The sequence below is a fragment of the Amycolatopsis sp. NPDC051371 genome, assembly GCF_040682155.1.
In the GTDB taxonomy this organism is placed as follows: domain Bacteria; phylum Actinomycetota; class Actinomycetes; order Mycobacteriales; family Pseudonocardiaceae; genus Amycolatopsis.
In genome coordinates, this window is sequence record NZ_JBFBAG010000078.1 from 19,706 (window position 1) to 37,571 (window position 17,866).

Sequence of the window (17,866 nt, forward strand, 5' to 3'; positions counted from 1 at the left end):
GACACCGCCCCGGCTCGGACCTAGACGGTGATCTTGTCGACGTTCGGGCCGCCGTTGGCGGTCGTCGCCGTCGCCTTGATCTTGTTCGTCCCGGCGGTCAGCGTCACCGGGATGGTGACCGTCTGCCAGGTGTCCCAGTTCCCCGTGCCGCCGAAGGCCACCGCCGACGCCACCTTCGTCCCGTTCACCGTGAGGTCCATCGGCCGGTTCACCGTGGTGCCGTTGGCGAACCGCAGGACGACGTTCGCCGGGCCGGCCGCCGCCGCGTTCACGGTGAACTCCACCGCGCTGCCGGTCGCGTTGTCGTAGTTGACGAACCCGGTGCCGGTGAAGCCGGCGTGGTTCGACTCCGCGACGCCGCTGGTGATCGTGGCGTTCTCGGCCTGGTAGTCCACCGGGTCGCCCGGGCCGGGATCGACCGTGCCGTCCGCCGGGATCGTCTTCGTCCCGGTGTTCCAGCCCGCGACCCGCACGGACGGCTTGGCGCCCTTGAGGTCCGCGGTCCGGTACGTCGCCGTCAGCGTGGTCGACTCGCCCGGCCAGAGACTGACCTGGTTGTCGGTCCACCGCACCGGCAGCACCGGCGCGCCCGCCGCGCCGAGGACGTGCGCGTCGACGAAGAACGCCGGCACCTTGTTCGCCGAGCCGTTCGTCAGCGTCACCTTGGTCGTCGTGGTGCCGTCGCCGTTGGCCGTCGAGGTGGCGGTCGACCCGAGCGGCACCTGCGCCAGGCCGTTCAGCCCGGACAGGTCGGCGTACGACGTCGTCGGCGTGTAGTACCAGTCGCTGTTGTTCCAGTCGAGCGTGTCGGCCTTGGTGGACAGCCAGTACACGTTGCGGCTGACCTCCTTGCCCGACGGGTCGGTCAGGACCAGCTTCGCCAGGTACGTCGTCGACAGGCCGCTCACCGAACCGATGGTCAGCGCGGTGGTCTTCGCGCCGTCACCGCCCACCGAGACGCTCTTCGACTGGTTGAACTTCTCCGTGCCGTCCAGGTTGTAGAGCTTGACGGACGCGGTGAGGTTCGACGCCGCGTCGTGGTTGTGGTTCACCACGACGACGGATTTGGTGTCGTACGAGTACTGGATGTGCAGCGGCTCGTTCGCCTTCTTGGCCCCGAAGTAGGAGCCGTTCTGGTCGAGGTAGGTGTCGAACAGCTGCCAGTGCAGCGACGTCCAGCCGCTGTTGAGCATCCAGTAGATGATCCCGGTGGCCGGGTTCGAGCTGTCGCTGAAGTTGCGCGAGTGCGACTCGAACTCGGCGCGGACGTTCTCGTACTGCGCCAGCTGCGCCTTCCGGACGAAGTCGTCGAGGCTCGCCGGCTTGCCGTAGCGGCCGGTCAGCGCGTCGCCGAAGAGCTTCAGGTTGGCGAACGTCTCCGACGACGACCGGTGGTACTGCGCGGTCGACGGGCTCTTCCACATCGTGTCGAGCTCGCTCGAGGACATCATCCGCTTGAGCGTGTCCATCGTCGGGATGTCCGGCCCGGCGCTGGTCTCGGAGTTGAAGCTCCACGCACCCCCGAGGTCGCTGTGCGCCTTGTCGTACCAGTAGTTCGGCGGGACGTAGTCGTACGGCCCGTTCATCTTCATGCCGGACGACCCGAGCTGCGGCGACGACTTCGCCGACGCGGCCGGGACCACCGGCGTGGCCCAGTCCGCGGCGCTGAGCGCGTCGAGGTAGTTCTTCTCGATCGTCGCGTCGGGAGCGAAGTCACTGCCGATCAGGAACGAGATGACGCTCGGGTGGTCGCGCAGGCGCTCGGCCTCCGCGGTCATCGACGCCTTCGCGACCGGGTAGTCCGCGGCCGTCCACGGGTCACCCTTCTCGTCGCCGTTGACTTGGCCCTCCCACTTGTCGCAGCACTCCCAGCCGGGCAGCGTGAGCACGCCCATCCGGTCGGCGAGGTCGAAGAACTCGTCCGGCTCGATGTGCCCCTCCAGGCGCACGGTGTTGAGCCCGAGGTCCTTGACGTAGGCGAGCTTGTCCGCCGCGTACTGCTCGTTCCAGCGCAGGAACAGGTCCGGCGAGTAGCCGCCGCCCTTGATCAGCAGCGGGCGTCCGTTGATCGTGTACGACCGGCCGCCGCTGGAGTTCTTCGGCGCCTTGACCTCGCGCACGCCGAAGCTCGAGTGCGAGGTGTCGGACGCCGCGCCGCCGGCGTTCGCGGTCAGGTCGAGGTCGTAGAGCGGCTGCCCGCCCATCCCGGCCGGCCACCAGACCTGCGGGTTGTCGATCCCGACCACGCCGAACGTGACGGTCTTCTTCTCCTTGGCCGCCAGGCTCACCGTCTGGCTGATCGCCTTGCCGGCGACCGTGCCGGAGACCGTCGTCGAGACCGCGGCCGCCGAGTCGTTGCGGACGTCGGCCTTGACCGTGAGGTCGGCGTGGGTGGTCCCGGTCAGCTTCGTGACGACGTGGCCGCCGCGCAGCGCCACCGGGCCGCTGCGCCGGACGAGGACGTCCCGCACGATGCCCATGTTCTGGTCCGGCGGGGTCTGCGCCCAGTCGATCCAGCCCATCGACAGGTCCTTGTTCGGGTCGTTCGGGTAGACCTTGAACGCGATGCTGTTCGTCCCGGCCTTCACCTGCGCGGTGATGTCCAGGTCGTGACGCGTGTAAGCACCGTTGACCTGCGTCTTGTCCGCGATCCGCGTCCCGTTGACCCAGACGTCGGCCTTGGACAGCACGCCGCTGAAGTCGAGGTAGGTGCGCTGGGTGGTGTCGGTGACGGTGAGGTCGGTGCGGTACCACCACGGGACCTTGAAGTCCGCGGTCGGCACGTTCTTCATGTTCGTCGAGTAGAAGGGGTCGGCGTACTTGCCGTTGGCCAGCAGGCCGGCGTAGACGGTCGACCGGGGGCCGACGGGGTACCAGCCGGCGGTGTTGAAGCCGGGCTTGGACACCGCCGAGTCGTCGCTGACCTGCGCCGACGTCTGGATGAGGAAGCCGGGGACGGCGGTGGCCGGTGCCGCGGCGGTGACGACCGCTCTTGCCTGCTCCTGGCCGGTCGCCGCCGGGACGGTCGCCCCGCTCACGGCGACGGCGAGCACCGCCGCCGCCACGAGGGTCCGGGATCTTCTCTGCCGATAGCTCACTTGCGCGCCTCCTAGGCACCGCGGCGGCGTGGGGGACAGCGGACCATCGTTAGGGAACTTTCCTAACAATTGCGGACGATCGTAGCGGTCCGGTCACCCGGAGAACAGGGGCGTTTCCGGTCGGACCCGGGCGGCTCGTCCGGCGTCCCCGGTAGCAGCGAACCCGTCTGCCACGGGCATCCCGTTGAGCGGTACACGGCGGCGGGTCCCCATCACACTTCCGCGTCGAGGTAGACCCAGTGGCCGTCCGCGCGGCGGAATCGGCTGTTCTCCTCGAGGAAGCCGTCGCGGCCGTGGTGGCGGTAGTGCGCCCGGAACTCGACCGTGCCTTCGGTGTGCAGGAGCCCGCCTCCCGTACGGCCGAGGATCTCCAGCCGCGTCCACTCCTGGCCGGCGTCGAGGCTCAGCCGACGCGGGCGGGTGTCCGGGTGCCAGGTGCGCAGCAGGTACGCGGTGTCCCCGACGGCGAAGGCGCTGAACCGCGAACGCATGAGCAGCTCGGCGGTCGGCGCCGCGACGCCGCCTTCGTGGAACCGGCCGCAGCAGGCGGCATAGGACTCGGCGAGGCCGCACGGGCACGAGGCGGGAGGCATGACGAAATCATCCCACGGCGGCCGCGACCGTCTACTGAGGACTATTCCGCGTTGACCGGCTTCCCGGTTTCCCGGGCTTCTTGCGCTCCCCGTACCGCGAGCCGGTCGGCGCGCTCGTTCTCCGGGTGTCCCGCGTGGCCCTTCACCCAGAGCCACTCGACCTCGTGCGAGCCCGCCGCCGCGTCCAGGCGCTGCCACAGATCCGCGTTCTTCACCGGTTCGCGCGCCGCCGTCTGCCAGCCGTTCTTCTTCCAGCGCGGCAGCCACTGCATGATCCCGTTGCGCACGTACGTGCTGTCCGTGTACACGCGGACCTGCGACGGCCGGGTCAGGCTCTCCAGCGCGCGGATCGGCGCGGTCAGCTCCATCCGGTTGTTCGTCGTCGGGGTGGCTTCGCCGCCGTACAGCTCGCGCTCGTGCCGCCCGTAGCGGAGGACCGCGCCCCAGCCGCCCGGTCCCGGGTTTCCGCTGCACGCGCCGTCGGTGAAGATCTCCACGTCCACGCGGCGACCCTACCGGTCTCGGCCCTCGCCCCGGCCCGCCACGCCGGGTTACTGATCCGACCAAAAGTAGGCCGGCCCTCGAGCGGTACGTGCGATTGCCACAAAAGCCATCCGGCCGTGACTGTGGTCGGATCAGTAACGAACGGCACAGTACGGTGGAGATCCGGAGGGGAGCCATGAGCGGGCACGACAACACGGCCGAGGGAGCGCTCCTGGCCTATCTCGCGGACGCCGATCGCGACTACCTGCTCGCCCGGGGCACCCGCCGCCGGTTCCGCGCGAACGACGTCGTGCTCATGGAGGGCGACCCCTCCGACCACGTCCACGTGCTGGTCTCCGGCTGGGTGCGCGTCTCCACGATCGTCGAGGACGGCCGCGAGGTGCTCTTCGGCCTGCGCGGCCCCGGCGAGGTGCTCGGCGACCTCGCCGCCGTCACCGGTCGGCCGCGGTCGGCGTCGGTGCGCGCGATCGAACCCTGCATCGTCTTCCAGTTGACCGGCGCGGAGTTCGTCGACGTCCTGCACGCCCGCCCCGAGATCGCCATCGCGACGATCAAGACGGTCGCGGCCCGGCTCCGCAACGCCGAGTCGGCCCGGGTCGACTCCGCGGCCTTCGACGTCAGCCGCCGCGTCGCGGTGGTCCTGGTCCGGCTGGCGAAGGAGCACGGCCGGCGCGTCCCCGAGGGCGTGATCGTCGAGGGCTCGCAGGAGGACATCGGCGCGCAGATCGGCGCGGCCCGGCGTACCGTCGCACGGGCGTTGCGCATGCTGCGCGAGCGGGGGATCGTCGAGACCGGCCGCCGCCGCATCCTCATCCGCGAGCCGCGCGTCCTGCGCGCCTTCGCCCGTTCTGAGCCAAACGGCACACACCGCCCGTGACAGCGGACCTCTGAGCGGACCCGCCCCCGGCGAGATCCTGGGTTCCGGCCGGAAAAGAAATCAGATGCCGACCGGCCGGATTCCATTTCGAGCGAGGTCGGGGAGTGCTTTGCCGTGAACGTCTACTGCAAGATCTTGACCCTGGTGAAATCGGTCTTCGTCGCGTTCGTGGTCGGTGCTGTCGCCGGATTCCTGGCGGCCGCCGGAAACGCGGCGGAACCGGCCGCGCCGGCGTCACACGGCTCCGCCCCGTTCTCCGCCTCGGCCTGGGTGCAGCGATGAGGAGGTGTGTGTGATGGAGAGCCACTCGATCTGGGCGCTGATCTTCGGCGCGAACTGACCCGCGGCAGCCCGGCCGGCCGGCTCGTGGGGGGTCGGCCGGCCGGGTATTTCCGTGAATGCGGGTGTCCGCGATCTGTCACCCCCGCGCGGAACCGTTCTTGGTAATGTGGGCTGTCATTTCACCGCGGCGCCGGAAGGGGGTGGGATGCGGCCGGAGAACTCCTTCCCGTTCGTGCGCGAGCTGAACGAACTGCGCCGCGGCCGCGGGCTCGACGCGGCCGACCTGCACCAGCGGATCGGTCCCTGCCTGCGCGAGGCGTGCGGGATCGCCGGCGCCGACCAGCCCTCCGCCGCCCGGCAGAAGCTCGTGCTGCGGCTCACCGAGCTGTGCGGACGCCTGCCGGCCGACCTGCGGCTGGCCGCGCTCGCGGCGTTCGGCCTGCACGAAGAGGCCGCGGGGGAGTTCCTCGACCGGCGGATCTCGTGGCTGGCCAGCGTCCTGGACCGCGACCCGCGCACCGCGCGCCGCCGGATCGACCTCGCGTTCCGCCGGCTCGACGAGCTGCTCGGCGCGCCCCCGCCGGACCGCGACCGGCACCCGCTGGCCGGCTGGTACGCCGAGTCGACGAAGGCGGTGCTCCGGCTCGACCGCGACCCGCCGGACCTGCAGGAGGAACGCCGGATCGTCGCGGAGGTCGACGAGCTCGACGAGCTGGTGCTCTCGTTCAGCGTCCCGGCCGAGCCCGGCAGCGACCCGGTGCCGGACATCGCCGCCGAAGTCCTGTTCGGCGGCGAGATCGTCGAATCGCGCCAGGTTTCGGCGAGCCACGCGCAGTTCGTCATGCGGCTCCCCAGCCCGTTGCGGCTCGGTCAGCGGCACGAGTACGGGATCCGCTTCGCGCCGCGGCGCACGTCGCTGCGGCCGTACTACGTCATGACACCCCTGCGCCGCTGCGAAGAGTTCTCGGTGCGCGTCCGGTTCGACCGCGCGAACCCGCCGCCGCGCGTGTGGCGGCTCAACGGCGTGCCGGGCCGGGTGGTCGACGACGGCGTCGACTCGGGGGACGCGCTGACGGTCAACCGGGTCGGCGAGGTGGCGCTCGAGTTCCACGAGCTGCACCAGGGGCTGAGCTACGGCCTGCAGTGGTCCTTCGATCCCCGGGAGGACTGAGGCCATGCGCACCGTCCCGGTGGCCGCGACCGTCGTCCGGATCGGGATCGTCTCCCCGAGCCGCGGTGGCACGGCCCGCGCGGTGCACCTGGGCGCCACCCTCGACGGGGTGCTGGACGAGGTGTTCGACCACGTCCCGGTGCCGTACCGCACGCCGACCTGGTACCGCCGGCCGGAAGGGGACAACACGACGCTGGTCATCCCGCCGACCGTGCCGCTGGGGTGGGTCGCGACGGGGTTCGCCGGCGAGGTGGCCGAGGCGCTGCGGCGCCGCAACCGCCACCTCAACGAGTTCGGCAGGCTGCGGCTGCGGCTCGCCGCCGACCACGGCGACGTCGTGCTGCGGCCGCCGAACTTCGGCGGCGCCGCGATCGCGCTGGCGGTCTGGCTGTGCGAAGCGGAGGTGCTGAAGTCGGCGATGGCCGCGGCGCCGGAGCGCGACCGGCTGCTGATCGTCTCCGACCGGTTCCACGCGGCGATCGCCGACGAGCCGGCCGCGGCGGAGTTCCGGCGGGTCGTGGTTCCCGCCGGTGGCGAGCGGGAAATCGCGTGGCTGTGGACCGGCCCGGATACTGGGACGCGGAATACCGGCTCCGCTGGTGGGTTGGCACCTTCGTAGCCGAGCAGAAGGGGCCCGCGATGAGCACGTTCACGAGCGAGTGGCAGGACTGGAAGACCCACCGCGAGGAGGACCTCGCGGCACCCCACGGCTGGCTGGCGCTGGTGTCGCTCGACTGGCTGACCGACGCGCCGCGGGAGTACCCGGGCATCCCCGGCCGCTGGTGGCAGGACGCCGACGCGGCGTACGTCGACCCGGCCGGCGCGTCGCTTTCGCACGAGGGTTCGCCGATCACCGGGACCCGCCGGTTCGAGCTGGTCAACAGCGGCGCGGGCACGCGGGTGCTGGCCGGCGACGTCGAGATCGAGGTCGCCCGGCGGTCCGGGTACCTGATCCGCGTGCACGACCCGAAGGCCGAGGTCCTGCGCGAGTTCCACGGCGTCCCGGCGTACGAGCCGTCGCCGTCCTGGGTGGTCTCGGGCCGCTTCGAGCCGTTCGACGCGCCGCGGCCCACGACGGTCGGGGCCGTGGTGGAGGGCCTCAGCCACGTCTACACGGCGCCGGGCTTGGTCCACTTCTCGTTCGGGGGAGAGGCGCACACGCTGACCGCGTTCAACGGCAAGAACGGCGGCTTCAGCATCCTGTTCACCGACGAGACGAGCGGCGTGACGACGTACGCGGCGAACCGCTCGCTGCCGGTCGGCGAGCCTTCGCCGGACGGGTCGGTGACTCTGGACTTCAACCGGGCTGTGAATCTGCCGTGCGCGTTCACCGACTTCGCGACGTGCCCGCTGCCGCCGGCGGGCAACCACCTGCCGTTCGCGGTGGAGGCGGGGGAGAAGATCCCGTACGAGCGCGGGTGACTCCCCCGCCCGCTTTCAGTGGGCGACGTCGATGACGACGCGGTTGGGCGCGGTGAGCGTGAAGACGTTCACCGCGGTCCGCGACCGCACGCCGAGCCCGACCGCGAGGTGCGCCTCGAAGTCCCCGGTGACGGCGACGGCCATGACGTTGGCGAGGTTCCGCGTCCGGAACTTCGGCGGCCCGGTGTAGGTCGGATTCCCGCCGGCGTCGTGCGCGGCGGCGGGTGTCGCGCTGACGTTGACGAAGTACTCACCGGTCAGCCACACGATTTCCCCGCTCGGGTCGGCGGTGAGCTCGTCGACGAGCTGGTAGCTGACAGCGGGCGCGGGCCCCGACGTCAGGTCGAGCACGATCCGGTCGAAACCGGGGTTGTTCCCGGTCCGGATGTTCGTCATGGCCGGGATGGTGGGAGCGGCTTGAGCCGGCGCGGCGGCCGCGAGCGTGCCGGCGGTGAGCAGGGTGACAGCGACGAGCGCGCGTCGCACGGGTCTGGACATGGTGGGCCTCCTGGTGAACCGGTGGAAGTCCCAGCGCTGGGTCAACGGGGGACGTCCGGTTCGTCCGGGAAGTTGCCCGGTGGTGCGGGTTTGACGGTTCAAGCGTTACCCGGCTGCGCCGGACGGGTTCGCGTCGCCCGGTCGATCCGCGCCAGCAGGTCTTCGGGCAATCCGTCGCGTTCGCCGAGCCAGCGGCTCCAGATCCGGATGAGGTTCCGGAGCTCCGCCACCGTTTCCGGCTCGAAGGTGTCGCCGATGATGCTCAGCTGGTATTCGATCCGCTGCGGGGAGACGCAGTAGGTGGTCTGCGGCAGGATCCCCTCCTGCCATTCTCCGGCCAGGATTCCGGTGAGCTCCTCGTCGGGTGCGTGGCCGTGGCGGGCCACGTGCCACTCGGAGAACTCCTCGACCAGTGGCGTGGTGTCCTCGTCGAAGAAGGAACGCTGCGGGGGCAGCGGGTGCGCGGTCGAGCGCAGGGCGGCCGCGAGGTCCTGGACCCGGCGTTGCGCGCGGTACCAGTCGTCCGCCCGGCTCCGGGTTTCGTCGCCGAAGGGGGTTTGCAGGTCCAGCTGGGCGAGCGCCCGGAGCTCACCGCTCGACGTCACGGCTTCGAGCGGCGCGTCCGTCGCGGTGTCGCCGGCGGCCGCGCGCCACGCGTCCGCGGCCCGGGCGGCATCGTCGTGGACGCCCGAGTCCACCAGGAGGGGGATGCCGCTCGCGTCCACGTCGAACAGGTACGCCATCGGTGATCCCCCGGGGAAGGCGTACTCCATGACGATGCCCAGGCGAGTGCCGTAACGGTCTTCGAGGCGCCGGACGTCCCGACCGGCCTTCGGCTTGGCCATGCCCCCGAGCCAGGTGGGGCCGGAGCTCGCCCACCGGGTGCGCTTCAGCGCGAGCCGCGCTTCTTTCACCGCATCCGGCGGCCCGATCGCGGTGACGCCGTGCAGCAGGTACCGGATGCCCTCGTCCGGGCCGCCTTCCACGAGCCGGATCCGGGCGTCGATGATGAGCGACCTGAGCCAGAGGTCGAGGATCAGCCCGCCGGTCTCCCCGTGGATCGCCTGGTGGAGTTCGCCACCGACCAGCTCGGCCGTGGCCTGTTCCAGGTCACGCGGACCGGTCGCCGTCGTCAGGCTTCCGGCGGCGTCGAGGATCGCGGCGTTCCGCTTGGGGAACCAGTCGTCGAAGTCATCGGACACCGCCGTCACCAGCCGCGCTCTCGCCACTCCTTCAACTTCGCCCGCTCCGCGCCCAGCGTCGAGTCATCGCCGTGCCCCGGGTAGAACCACGTCTCGTCCGGCAGCTCGTCGAAGATCCGCGTCGACACGTCGTCCAGCAACGACGCGAAGTCCTCCGGCGACGTGGTCCGCCCCACGCCGCCCGGGAACAGCGAGTCGCCGGTGAACAGGTGCGGGCGCCCCGAAGGATCCCGGTACAGCAACGCGATCGATCCCGGCGTGTGCCCGCGCAGGTGGATCACCGAGAGAGTGACCTGGCCCACGGCCACCGTGTCGCCGTGCTCCACCAGGAAGTCCGGCGGCACCGGCAGCGGCGAAGCGTCCAGCGGATGGGCCGCGGTGTTCGCCCCGTTGGCTCCGGCCACCGCGCCCAGCGCCTGCCAGTGGTCCTGGTGCTGGTGAGTGGTGACGACCGTCTTCAAAGCGGGCCGGTCGGGGCCGTGGCCGATCAGGTCCGAGATGCGCTCCGGGTCGCTGGCCGCGTCGATCAGCAGCGCTTCCTGCGTCGCCCGGCACACCAGCAGGTACGTGTTGTTGTCCATCGGGCCGACGGACAGCTTGGTGATGGTCAGCGCGTCCAGGGTCCGCCGGGTGGCGTCGCCGCCCGGGTCGACGTGCCCGGTGTAGGTCTCCACGATGTTCACCCTGCACACGGTAGTCGTTTCGCTCCAAGCGGTTCCACCCGCACAAGCGCGCGCCCGCGGGTCCACGTACGCTCACGGCAGCCCCCGCCAGCCGACCTCAGGACGACCGTGCCCACCTCCCCGACGCCGCGCCGGATCAGCTGGGACCTCCTCCGCGTCGTCGCCGTCCTCGCGGTGATCCTCGGGCACGTCACCCACCAGGGTGCGCTCCTGCACCCGGAACTGACGGGGTACCCCTTCCGGGTGACAGCGCAGTTCGGCGCCGCGATCCTGCTGGTGATCTCCGCCTTCTTCGTTTGCGCGAGCCTCCGCAAGGGCAATCCGCGCCGGTGGCTGTGGAACCGCGTCGCGCGCCTCGTGCCGGCCTACTTCGTCGCCGTCCTGGTGACGTACGTCGTGACGCGGTGGGCGGCCATCTCCTTCAGCGGCCTGCCCTACCCGCACGGCGTGACGGGGTTCCTCTTCGGCGTGCCGCAGGGGCCGCCGGCGAACCCGGCGCCGTGGTACATCCCGACCGGGCTCGACCTGGTCGCCAACCTCGGCATGGTGCAGGAGTGGGGCGTGCGCTCGGCCACGTTCTACTACCTCGACGGCTCCTACTGGACGCTGCCGGTGCAGCTGCTGGCCTTCACCGGCGCCGCTCTGCTGTGGCCCCGGTCGTGGCGCACCCACCGGCTGACCGTCGCACTGCTGTGGGCCCTGATCCTGGTCCCGCTCGCGCTTCGCTTCGTCGTTTTCCCGCCGGGAACGGCGAGCCCGGTCGTCGAGACCTTCTTCTACGGCCTGGGCCTGCACCGGCTGCACGTTTTCGCCATCGGCATCGCGCTGTGGCTCTGGTCGCAGCACCGGCTCAAGACGTGGCACGCCGCGCTGTTCGTCGTCGCCGCCGTCGCCGCGCAGGACCTGCAGGTCTTCCCGTTCCACGTCGCGCTGCCGCAGGACGCCCTGCGCTGGCCGTCCACGATCGGGTTCGCCGTGCTCCTGCTGCTGGTCTGCCTGGCCGCCCGCGGCCCGGACTGGCGGTTCCCCGGACTGGCGAGGATCGCCCCGGCCGTCACGTGGCTCGCGGGCATCTCGTATGGTCTTTACCTGGTGCACCAGGAGCTGGGTTACGTCCTGGCCCGCGCCCTGCTCGACGCCGGCCTGCCCGGCTGGCTGCGGCTCCCCGTGGTCGTCGGCGCCGCCGTGCTGGCCGGCTGGGCGGTCACCGCGGGGGTCGAACGGCCGGTCCACCGGTGGCTCACCACCCGCCGGAAGCCGGAAGAACCGCAGGTCAAGGACGCGGAGCCAGTTTTTGTCGGTGGTGGCTCGTAGCATTGAGAGGCCGCCCGTGCAGCCTCCTACCGGGCCGGCGACCGCAGCAAAGAATGACACTGAAGGGACCCTGGCGTGGCTGATCGCCTCGTTGTTCGCGGCGCCCGCGAGCACAACCTCCGCGGCGTGGATCTCGACCTGCCCCGCGACAGCCTGATCGTGTTCACCGGTCTGTCCGGGTCCGGGAAGTCGAGCCTCGCCTTCGACACCATCTTCGCCGAAGGGCAGCGTCGCTACGTCGAGTCGCTCTCGGCGTACGCCCGCCAGTTCCTGGGGCAGATGGACAAGCCGGACGTCGACTTCATCGAGGGCCTCTCGCCTGCGGTGTCGATCGACCAGAAGTCGACCTCCCGCAACCCGCGCTCGACCGTGGGCACGATCACGGAGGTCTACGACTACCTGCGCCTGCTCTACGCGCGAGCCGGGAAGGCGCACTGCCCCAAGTGCGGCGAGCCGATCAGCAAGCAGACCCCGCAGCAGATCGTCGACCAGGTGCTGGAGATGGACGAAGGCGTCCGCTTCCAGGTGCTCGCGCCGGTGGTGCGCGGGCGCAAGGGCGAGTACGTCGACCTGTTCGAGAACCTGCAGCAGCAGGGCTACGCGCGCGTGGTCGTCGACGGCACGGTCCACGCGCTCACCGACCCGCCGAAGCTGAAGAAGCAGGAAAAGCACCAGATCGGCGTGGTGATCGACCGGCTGAGCGTGAAGTCGAGCTCGCGCCAGCGGCTCACCGACTCGGTCGAGACGGCGCTGCGGCTGGCCGACGGGCTGATCGAGCTGGAGTTCGTCGACCTGCCCGAGAACGACCCGCACCGCATCCGCGGCTTCTCCGAGAACCTGGCCTGCCCCAACGGCCACCCGCTGGCCATCGAGGACCTCGAGCCCCGCTCGTTCTCCTTCAACTCGCCCTACGGCGCCTGCCCCGAGTGCACCGGCATCGGCATCCGCAAGGAGGTCGACCCGGAGCTGGTGGTCCCGGACGACGAGCTGTCCCTGGCCGAGGGCGCGATCGCGCCGTGGTCGGGCGGGCAGAGCGCGGACTACTTCATCCGGCTGCTGGAGTCGCTGTCGGAGACCATCGGCTTCCGGATGGACACGCCGTGGCGCCGGCTGCCCGCGCGCGCCCAGAAGGCCGTCCTGCACGGCGTCGACGACCAGGTGCACGTCCGCTACAAGAACCGCTACGGCCGCCAGCGGTCGTACTACGCGGCCTTCGAGGGCGTCATCCCGTTCCTCGAGCGACGCCAGGAGCAGACCGAGTCCGAGTACATGCGCGAGCGGTACGAGGGCTACATGCGCGAGGTGCCGTGCCCGGCCTGCCAGGGCACCCGGCTCAAGCCGGAGATCCTCGCCGTCACGCTGGCGCACAAGTCCCGCGGCGACATGTCGATCGCCGAGGTCTGCGGGCTGTCCATCGCGGAGGCGTCGCAGTTCCTCGACGAGCTGGAGCTCGGGCAGCGCGAGTCGATGATCGCCGGCGCGGTGCTCAAGGAGATCCAGGCGCGGCTGCGCTTCCTCCTCGACGTCGGCCTGACGTACCTCTCGCTCGACCGCGCGTCGGCGACGCTCTCGGGCGGCGAGGCGCAGCGCATCCGGCTCGCGACGCAGATCGGGTCCGGCCTGGTCGGCGTGCTGTACGTGCTCGACGAGCCGTCCATCGGCCTGCACCAGCGCGACAACCACCGCCTGATCGAGACGCTGACCCGGCTGCGCAACCTGGGGAACACGCTGATCGTCGTCGAGCACGACGAAGACACGATCCGCTCGAGCGACTGGGTGGTCGACATCGGCCCGGGCGCGGGCGAGCACGGCGGTCACATCGTCCACAGTGGACCGTACAAGAAGCTGCTGAAGAGCAAGGAGTCGATCACCGGGCAGTACCTGTCCGGGCGCCGCAAGATCGAGATTCCGGCGATCCGGCGGCCGATCGACAAGAAGCGGCAGCTGACCGTCGTCGGCGCGCGCGAGCACAACCTGCGCGGCCTGGACGTCTCGTTCCCGCTCGGCGCCCTGGTCTCCGTCACCGGCGTCTCCGGCTCGGGCAAGTCGACGCTGGTGAACGACATCCTGGCGACGGTGCTGGCGAACAAGCTCAACGGCGCCCGCCAGGTGCCGGGCCGCCACACCCGGGTCAACGGCCTCGGCCACGTCGACAAGCTGGTGCGCGTCGACCAGTCGCCGATCGGGCGGACCCCGCGGTCCAACCCGGCCACCTACACCGGCGTCTGGGACCACGTGCGGAAGCTGTTCGCCGCGACGACCGAGGCGAAGGTCCGCGGCTACCAGCAGGGCCGGTTCTCGTTCAACGTCAAGGGCGGCCGCTGCGAGGCGTGCGCCGGCGACGGCACGATCAAGATCGAGATGAACTTCCTGCCGGACGTCTACGTCCCCTGCGAGGTCTGCAAGGGCGCGCGGTACAACCGGGAAACCCTCGAGGTGCACTACAAGGGCAAGACCGTCTCGGACGTGCTCGACATGCCCATCGAGGAGGCGGCGGAGTTCTTCGAGCCGATCAAGGCCATCCACCGCCACCTGCAGACGCTGGTGGACGTCGGCCTCGGCTACGTCCGGCTCGGGCAGCCCGCGCCGACGCTCTCCGGTGGTGAGGCGCAGCGCGTCAAGCTGGCCAGCGAGCTGCAGAAGCGCTCGACGGGCAAGACGGTGTACATCCTCGACGAGCCGACGACCGGTCTGCACTTCGAGGACATCAACAAGCTGATCGGCGTGATCAACGGGCTGGTCGACAAGGGCAACTCGGTGATCGTGATCGAGCACAACCTCGACGTGATCAAGACGTCCGACTGGATCATCGACATGGGCCCCGAAGGCGGCAACGGCGGCGGCACGATCGTCGCCGAGGGCACCCCGGAGCACGTCGCGGGGGTCGAGGAGAGCTACACGGGCGAGTTCCTGCGCACGGTCCTCACGCCCGAATAACGGGTCACCGCTCCTCGCCGGTGGTCTGGTGGACCACCGGCGAGAGCGGCCCGTAGTGCAGCGCCCGGAGCCGGTAGGCCGCGCCCTCTTCACCCGGGAGGGTCGACAGCGCGCACGTCGTGGCGTCCGGGTCGGTCACCTCGACCGGGTCGAACCCCGGCGAGCCCGGCCGCCGCATCTCCAGGAGGAACCCGGCTTCGTCGGCCGAACGATCGGCCCACGTGAACGTCACCGTGTCGCCCGACGCGACCGCGTGCAGCCCCGCCGCGTCCGGGGCCGCCGGCGCGCCCACGGTCGTCTCCGCCGACACCGGGCCGCTGAACGGCTGCTCCCGGTAGTAGAACGGTGTCTCCGGGATCAGGTCCGGGTGGTGGTAGCTCGTCGTGTGGGCGGGGAGGAACCGCAAGGTCGTCCACGGCCCGGCGGGGTCGTTCGCGTACTCGACGCGGTGGCCGTCGGCGTCGTCCGGCCAGCTCAGCACGACGTCCGTGGGCGAGGTGAGCGTCGCGGCGAACGACGGTGCCGGCGCGGAAGCGGAACAGCCCGCGGCCAGCAGCGCCACGACGAAGAGGGGTTTCACGGACACGGCGGCTCCCGCGGGATCGGGGGCGGCGGCGAACGTGATCAGCTTAGGAACCCGCCCGCACGGCGACAAGATCGTGCCGATCACCGGAACACACCAATCCGGCCCCGAACCGGCACCGAACCGCGCGAAACCCCGCTGAACCGTTTCGTGCAACCGTCCGTGTCTGAGGTGTCGAGGTCCGCCGGACGGCGGTGCCGCCCTCACCGAGGAGAGAACGTCATGAACCGTATCCGGACGGCCAGTTTGTGCGCCGCCGCGATCGCCGTCGTCGCCCCCCTGTCGGCCTGCGGCGACATGGCCTCCGCGGGGGCCGGGAACCCGGACCACGGGCAGCCTGGGCACGTGATGCTGGCCGCGACCGAGGTCGCCGGCGTCGGGACGGTCGTCACCGACGCCGCGGGCAAGACGCTCTACCGGTTCGACAAGGACATGGCGACGCCGCCGATGTCCCACTGCGACGCCCAGTGCGCCACGACCTGGCCACCGGCGCTGGCCGGCGACGGCTCGCCGATGCTCGAGGGCATCCAGGACAGCCAGATCGGCACGCTGGCGCGCCCGGACGGCAGCAAGCAGCTCACGCTCAACGGCTGGGCGCTCTACGAGTTCTCGGGCGACAAGGCCCCCGGGCAGATGAACGGCCAGGGCGCCAACGGCACCTGGTTCGCCGTCGCCCCGGACGGCAGCAAGATCACCGCGGCGCAGCCCGCGGCCGGTGGCTCCGGCTACTGAACACCGACGGATTCCGGGCAGCACGAGGAAGGACGGGCAGCCGATGAACACCATGGTCGCGCTGCGCTCGGCGCACGCACCGCCGGTGGAGCTGAGGGTTGCACTACTGTCCTCGACGACTCAGAACACCGTCGGGAGGACGAGGGTGGCCATAGGAGGCAGGCGGCCTAAGAAGGCCAAAGGCGAAGACCTGATTCGGCAGCTTTACGCCGAGCACGGGCGAAGCCTGCTGGCCTACGCGACGAGGCTGACCGGTGATCGGGCGGCAGCCGAGGACGTGGTCCAGGAGACGCTGGTCCGAGCGTGGAAGCACGCGGACGACCTGCAGAACGACGGGAAGGGCTCGGTGCGCGGCTGGTTGCTGACCGTCGCGCGCAACTTGGTCACCGACCGGGCACGTGCCCGGGCGGCCCGGCCACAGGAGGTGGCCGAACCGGCCGAAGGCGTGCCGACGCCCGCCGTCGAGCGCGATCACGCCCAGGGCGTGGTCGACTCGATGACGGTGCTCGGCGCGATGGACGGCCTTTCCAACGAGCACCGAGAGGTCCTGGTGGAGATCTACTACCGGGGACGGACGGTGGCCGAAGCGGCGAGAACACTCGGCGTCGCACCGGGTACCGTGAAATCACGGTCCTACTACGCACTGAGAGCACTGAGAGCAGCGATGATTTCGAGCGGAACGGAGGTGGCGCGATGAACTCGGTCGACGAGAGTCACACGCAGCTCGGCGCGTACGCCCTCGGCGCGCTCGATCCCGGGGAGGCGGCCGACTTCGAGCGGCGGCACCTGCAGACCTGCGCGCAGTGCCGGTTCGACCTGAACGAGCTCGTGGCTCTGCGGGAGTCGCTCGACGAGGTACCGCCCGAGGCGTTCCTCGACGGGCCGCCCGAAGGCGGGGACCTGCTGCTGCAGAAGACCCTGCGGCGGGTGCGCGACGAAGAGACGGCGGCGCCGGTCCGCTCGGGGCGTTCGACGTCACGCCGGGGCCTGGCCCTGGTCGCGGCGGCGGTGCTCGTGGTGGCCGCGCTCGGCGGCGGGATCCTGGTCGGCCGGCAGACGGGTGGGGGCAGCGAGCCGATCGCGATCCCCGCGCCGGCGACCGACGTGCCGGGCACCAAGAGCATCGAAGGGCGTGATCCGACAACCGGCGTGCAGCTGGCCGCGTCGGTGAGCCCGTTCCAGGGCTGGGTGCGGGTGAACGTGGCCGTGAAGGGCGTGAAGGCGGGGGAGAAGTGCCTCCTGCAGGTCACGACCAAGGACGGCCAGTCGGTCACCGCCGGCAGCTGGCAGGTGTCGGAGAAGTGGGAGAGCTCGGGCTTCTCACTCGACGGGTCCGCACTGGTGGCGCCCGACGACGTGAAGTCGGTCGACATCGTCACGGTGGACGGCCGGAAGCTGGTCTCGGCCCAGGTGTGACGGCGTGACGGGCGCGCGCTACCGGTTCAGCAGCACGTGGCTGCTGCCCGGTACCGCGCCCGCGCGGGTGTTCGGTGCGGTCACCGACCTCGCCGGCTACCCGCGGTGGTGGTCGGACGTCCGCACGGTGCGCCGGGTGGACGACGACACCGCCGAGCTGATCTGCCGGTCCCGGCTCCCGTTCCGCCTGGTGGTCCGGATGCACCGGGAGCACCAGGACGAGCGGGCGGGACTGCTGCGGGTCCGGTTGAGCGGCGACCTGGACGGGGTGCTCGCCGGAGCGGTCCGCGCGGCGGGCGCGGGCACGCTCCTGCAGATCACCCAGGACGTCCAGGCTCGCAAGGAGCTGCTGCGGCGGCTCGACGCGGTGGCCCGGCCGCTCTTCCGCGCGAACCACGCGCTGATGATGCGGCGGGGCCACCGTGGACTGTCGGCCTACCTGGCCTAGCGCCCCAATGTGGCCAGGAGACGCGCGGCCGGTCCGGGAGCTCCGGCGGCAGCCGGAGGCCGAGGACGAGCGCGACGCCGAGCATCAGCAGGGCCGAGACGACGTA

18 protein-coding genes are annotated in these 17,866 nt (G+C 70.9%); 11 read left to right on the top strand and 7 right to left on the bottom strand.

The features are described 5' to 3' along the window. Positions 1-20: 20 nt before the first annotated feature. The 3 genes from AB0M59_RS50765 to rnhA form a co-directional block, all read right to left on the bottom strand. A complete protein-coding gene (locus AB0M59_RS50765; RefSeq protein ID WP_364630726.1) occupies positions 21-3,098 on the bottom strand; it encodes a CBM35 domain-containing protein in 3,078 nt (1,025 codons plus the stop codon). Positions 3,099-3,310: 212 nt separating this feature from the next. Beyond that, complete coding sequence (locus AB0M59_RS50770) at positions 3,311-3,691, bottom strand: YchJ family protein (RefSeq protein ID WP_364630728.1); 381 nt, start codon at positions 3,689-3,691, stop codon at positions 3,311-3,313. A 41-nt stretch (positions 3,692-3,732) separates the two neighbouring features. Next, a complete protein-coding gene (gene rnhA / locus AB0M59_RS50775) occupies positions 3,733-4,194 on the bottom strand; it encodes a ribonuclease HI (protein ID WP_364630731.1) in 462 nt (153 codons plus the stop codon). 176 nt (positions 4,195-4,370) lie between these two features. On the opposite strand from rnhA, the gene AB0M59_RS50780 reads away from it, so the two are divergent. The 5 genes from AB0M59_RS50780 to AB0M59_RS50800 all read left to right on the top strand — a co-directional run bounded on the left by AB0M59_RS50780 (position 4,371) and on the right by AB0M59_RS50800 (position 7,947). Next, the gene (locus AB0M59_RS50780) at positions 4,371-5,072 is read left to right on the top strand and encodes a Crp/Fnr family transcriptional regulator (RefSeq protein WP_364630734.1); all 702 of its coding nucleotides are present in this window, start codon (positions 4,371-4,373) and stop codon (positions 5,070-5,072) included. Positions 5,073-5,186: 114 nt separating this feature from the next. Beyond that, positions 5,187-5,354, top strand: a complete 168-nt coding sequence (locus tag AB0M59_RS50785) for a hypothetical protein (protein ID WP_364630737.1) — start codon at positions 5,187-5,189, stop codon at positions 5,352-5,354. A 205-nt stretch (positions 5,355-5,559) separates the two neighbouring features. Next, entirely contained in the window at positions 5,560-6,525 is a 966-nt protein-coding gene (locus AB0M59_RS50790; RefSeq protein ID WP_364630740.1) for a hypothetical protein, read from the top strand. Positions 6,526-6,529: 4 nt separating this feature from the next. Beyond that, positions 6,530-7,144, top strand: a complete 615-nt coding sequence (locus AB0M59_RS50795; RefSeq protein WP_364630742.1) for a hypothetical protein — start codon at positions 6,530-6,532, stop codon at positions 7,142-7,144. A gap of 20 nt (positions 7,145-7,164) precedes the next feature. Beyond that, a complete protein-coding gene (locus AB0M59_RS50800) occupies positions 7,165-7,947 on the top strand; it encodes a DUF1684 domain-containing protein (protein ID WP_364630745.1) in 783 nt (260 codons plus the stop codon). Between the two features lie 15 nt (positions 7,948-7,962). Here the strand turns inward: AB0M59_RS50800 and AB0M59_RS50805 are convergent, their stop codons facing one another. From AB0M59_RS50805 to AB0M59_RS50815, 3 genes are all read right to left on the bottom strand, one after another. Beyond that, a complete protein-coding gene (locus AB0M59_RS50805; RefSeq protein ID WP_364630748.1) occupies positions 7,963-8,445 on the bottom strand; it encodes a hypothetical protein in 483 nt (160 codons plus the stop codon). A gap of 98 nt (positions 8,446-8,543) precedes the next feature. Then, on the bottom strand, positions 8,544-9,674 hold the full coding sequence (locus AB0M59_RS50810) for a hypothetical protein (protein ID WP_364630751.1): 1,131 nt from the start codon (positions 9,672-9,674) through the stop codon (positions 8,544-8,546). Beyond that, positions 9,653-10,330 (bottom strand): MBL fold metallo-hydrolase, encoded by a 678-nt coding sequence (locus tag AB0M59_RS50815; protein WP_364630754.1) that lies wholly within the window; start codon positions 10,328-10,330, stop codon positions 9,653-9,655. The genes AB0M59_RS50810 and AB0M59_RS50815 overlap by 22 nt, the downstream gene beginning before the upstream one ends. A 108-nt stretch (positions 10,331-10,438) precedes the next feature. Here AB0M59_RS50815 and AB0M59_RS50820 point away from each other — a divergent pair, with 108 nt between their 5' ends. Further along, positions 10,439-11,644: an acyltransferase gene (locus AB0M59_RS50820; protein WP_364630757.1), complete on the top strand. Its 1,206-nt coding sequence runs from the start codon at positions 10,439-10,441 to the stop codon at positions 11,642-11,644. Between the two features lie 75 nt (positions 11,645-11,719). After that, entirely contained in the window at positions 11,720-14,581 is a 2,862-nt protein-coding gene (gene uvrA / locus AB0M59_RS50825) for an excinuclease ABC subunit UvrA (protein WP_364630760.1), read from the top strand. Positions 14,582-14,585: 4 nt separating this feature from the next. On the opposite strand, the gene AB0M59_RS50830 is transcribed toward uvrA, so the two are convergent. Beyond that, the gene (locus AB0M59_RS50830; RefSeq protein WP_364630763.1) at positions 14,586-15,167 is read right to left on the bottom strand and encodes a fibronectin type III domain-containing protein; all 582 of its coding nucleotides are present in this window, start codon (positions 15,165-15,167) and stop codon (positions 14,586-14,588) included. 219 nt (positions 15,168-15,386) lie between these two features. Between AB0M59_RS50830 and AB0M59_RS50835 the strand changes: the two genes are divergently transcribed. The 4 genes from AB0M59_RS50835 (at position 15,387) to AB0M59_RS50850 (ending at position 17,760) form a co-directional block, all read left to right on the top strand. Next, positions 15,387-15,896, top strand: coding sequence for a hypothetical protein (locus tag AB0M59_RS50835; RefSeq protein ID WP_364630766.1), 510 nt, complete (start codon positions 15,387-15,389; stop codon positions 15,894-15,896). Positions 15,897-16,041: 145 nt separating this feature from the next. Beyond that, a complete protein-coding gene (locus tag AB0M59_RS50840) occupies positions 16,042-16,593 on the top strand; it encodes a sigma-70 family RNA polymerase sigma factor (RefSeq protein ID WP_026469270.1) in 552 nt (183 codons plus the stop codon). Then, positions 16,590-17,312, top strand: a complete 723-nt coding sequence (locus AB0M59_RS50845) for a zf-HC2 domain-containing protein (RefSeq protein WP_364630769.1) — start codon at positions 16,590-16,592, stop codon at positions 17,310-17,312. The genes AB0M59_RS50840 and AB0M59_RS50845 overlap by 4 nt, the downstream gene beginning before the upstream one ends. 4 nt (positions 17,313-17,316) lie before the next feature. After that, positions 17,317-17,760 carry an SRPBCC family protein gene (locus tag AB0M59_RS50850; RefSeq protein WP_364630771.1) on the top strand — a complete coding sequence of 148 codons (444 nt, stop codon included), beginning with the start codon at positions 17,317-17,319 and terminating at the stop codon, positions 17,758-17,760. Positions 17,761-17,866: the final 106 nt, after the last annotated feature.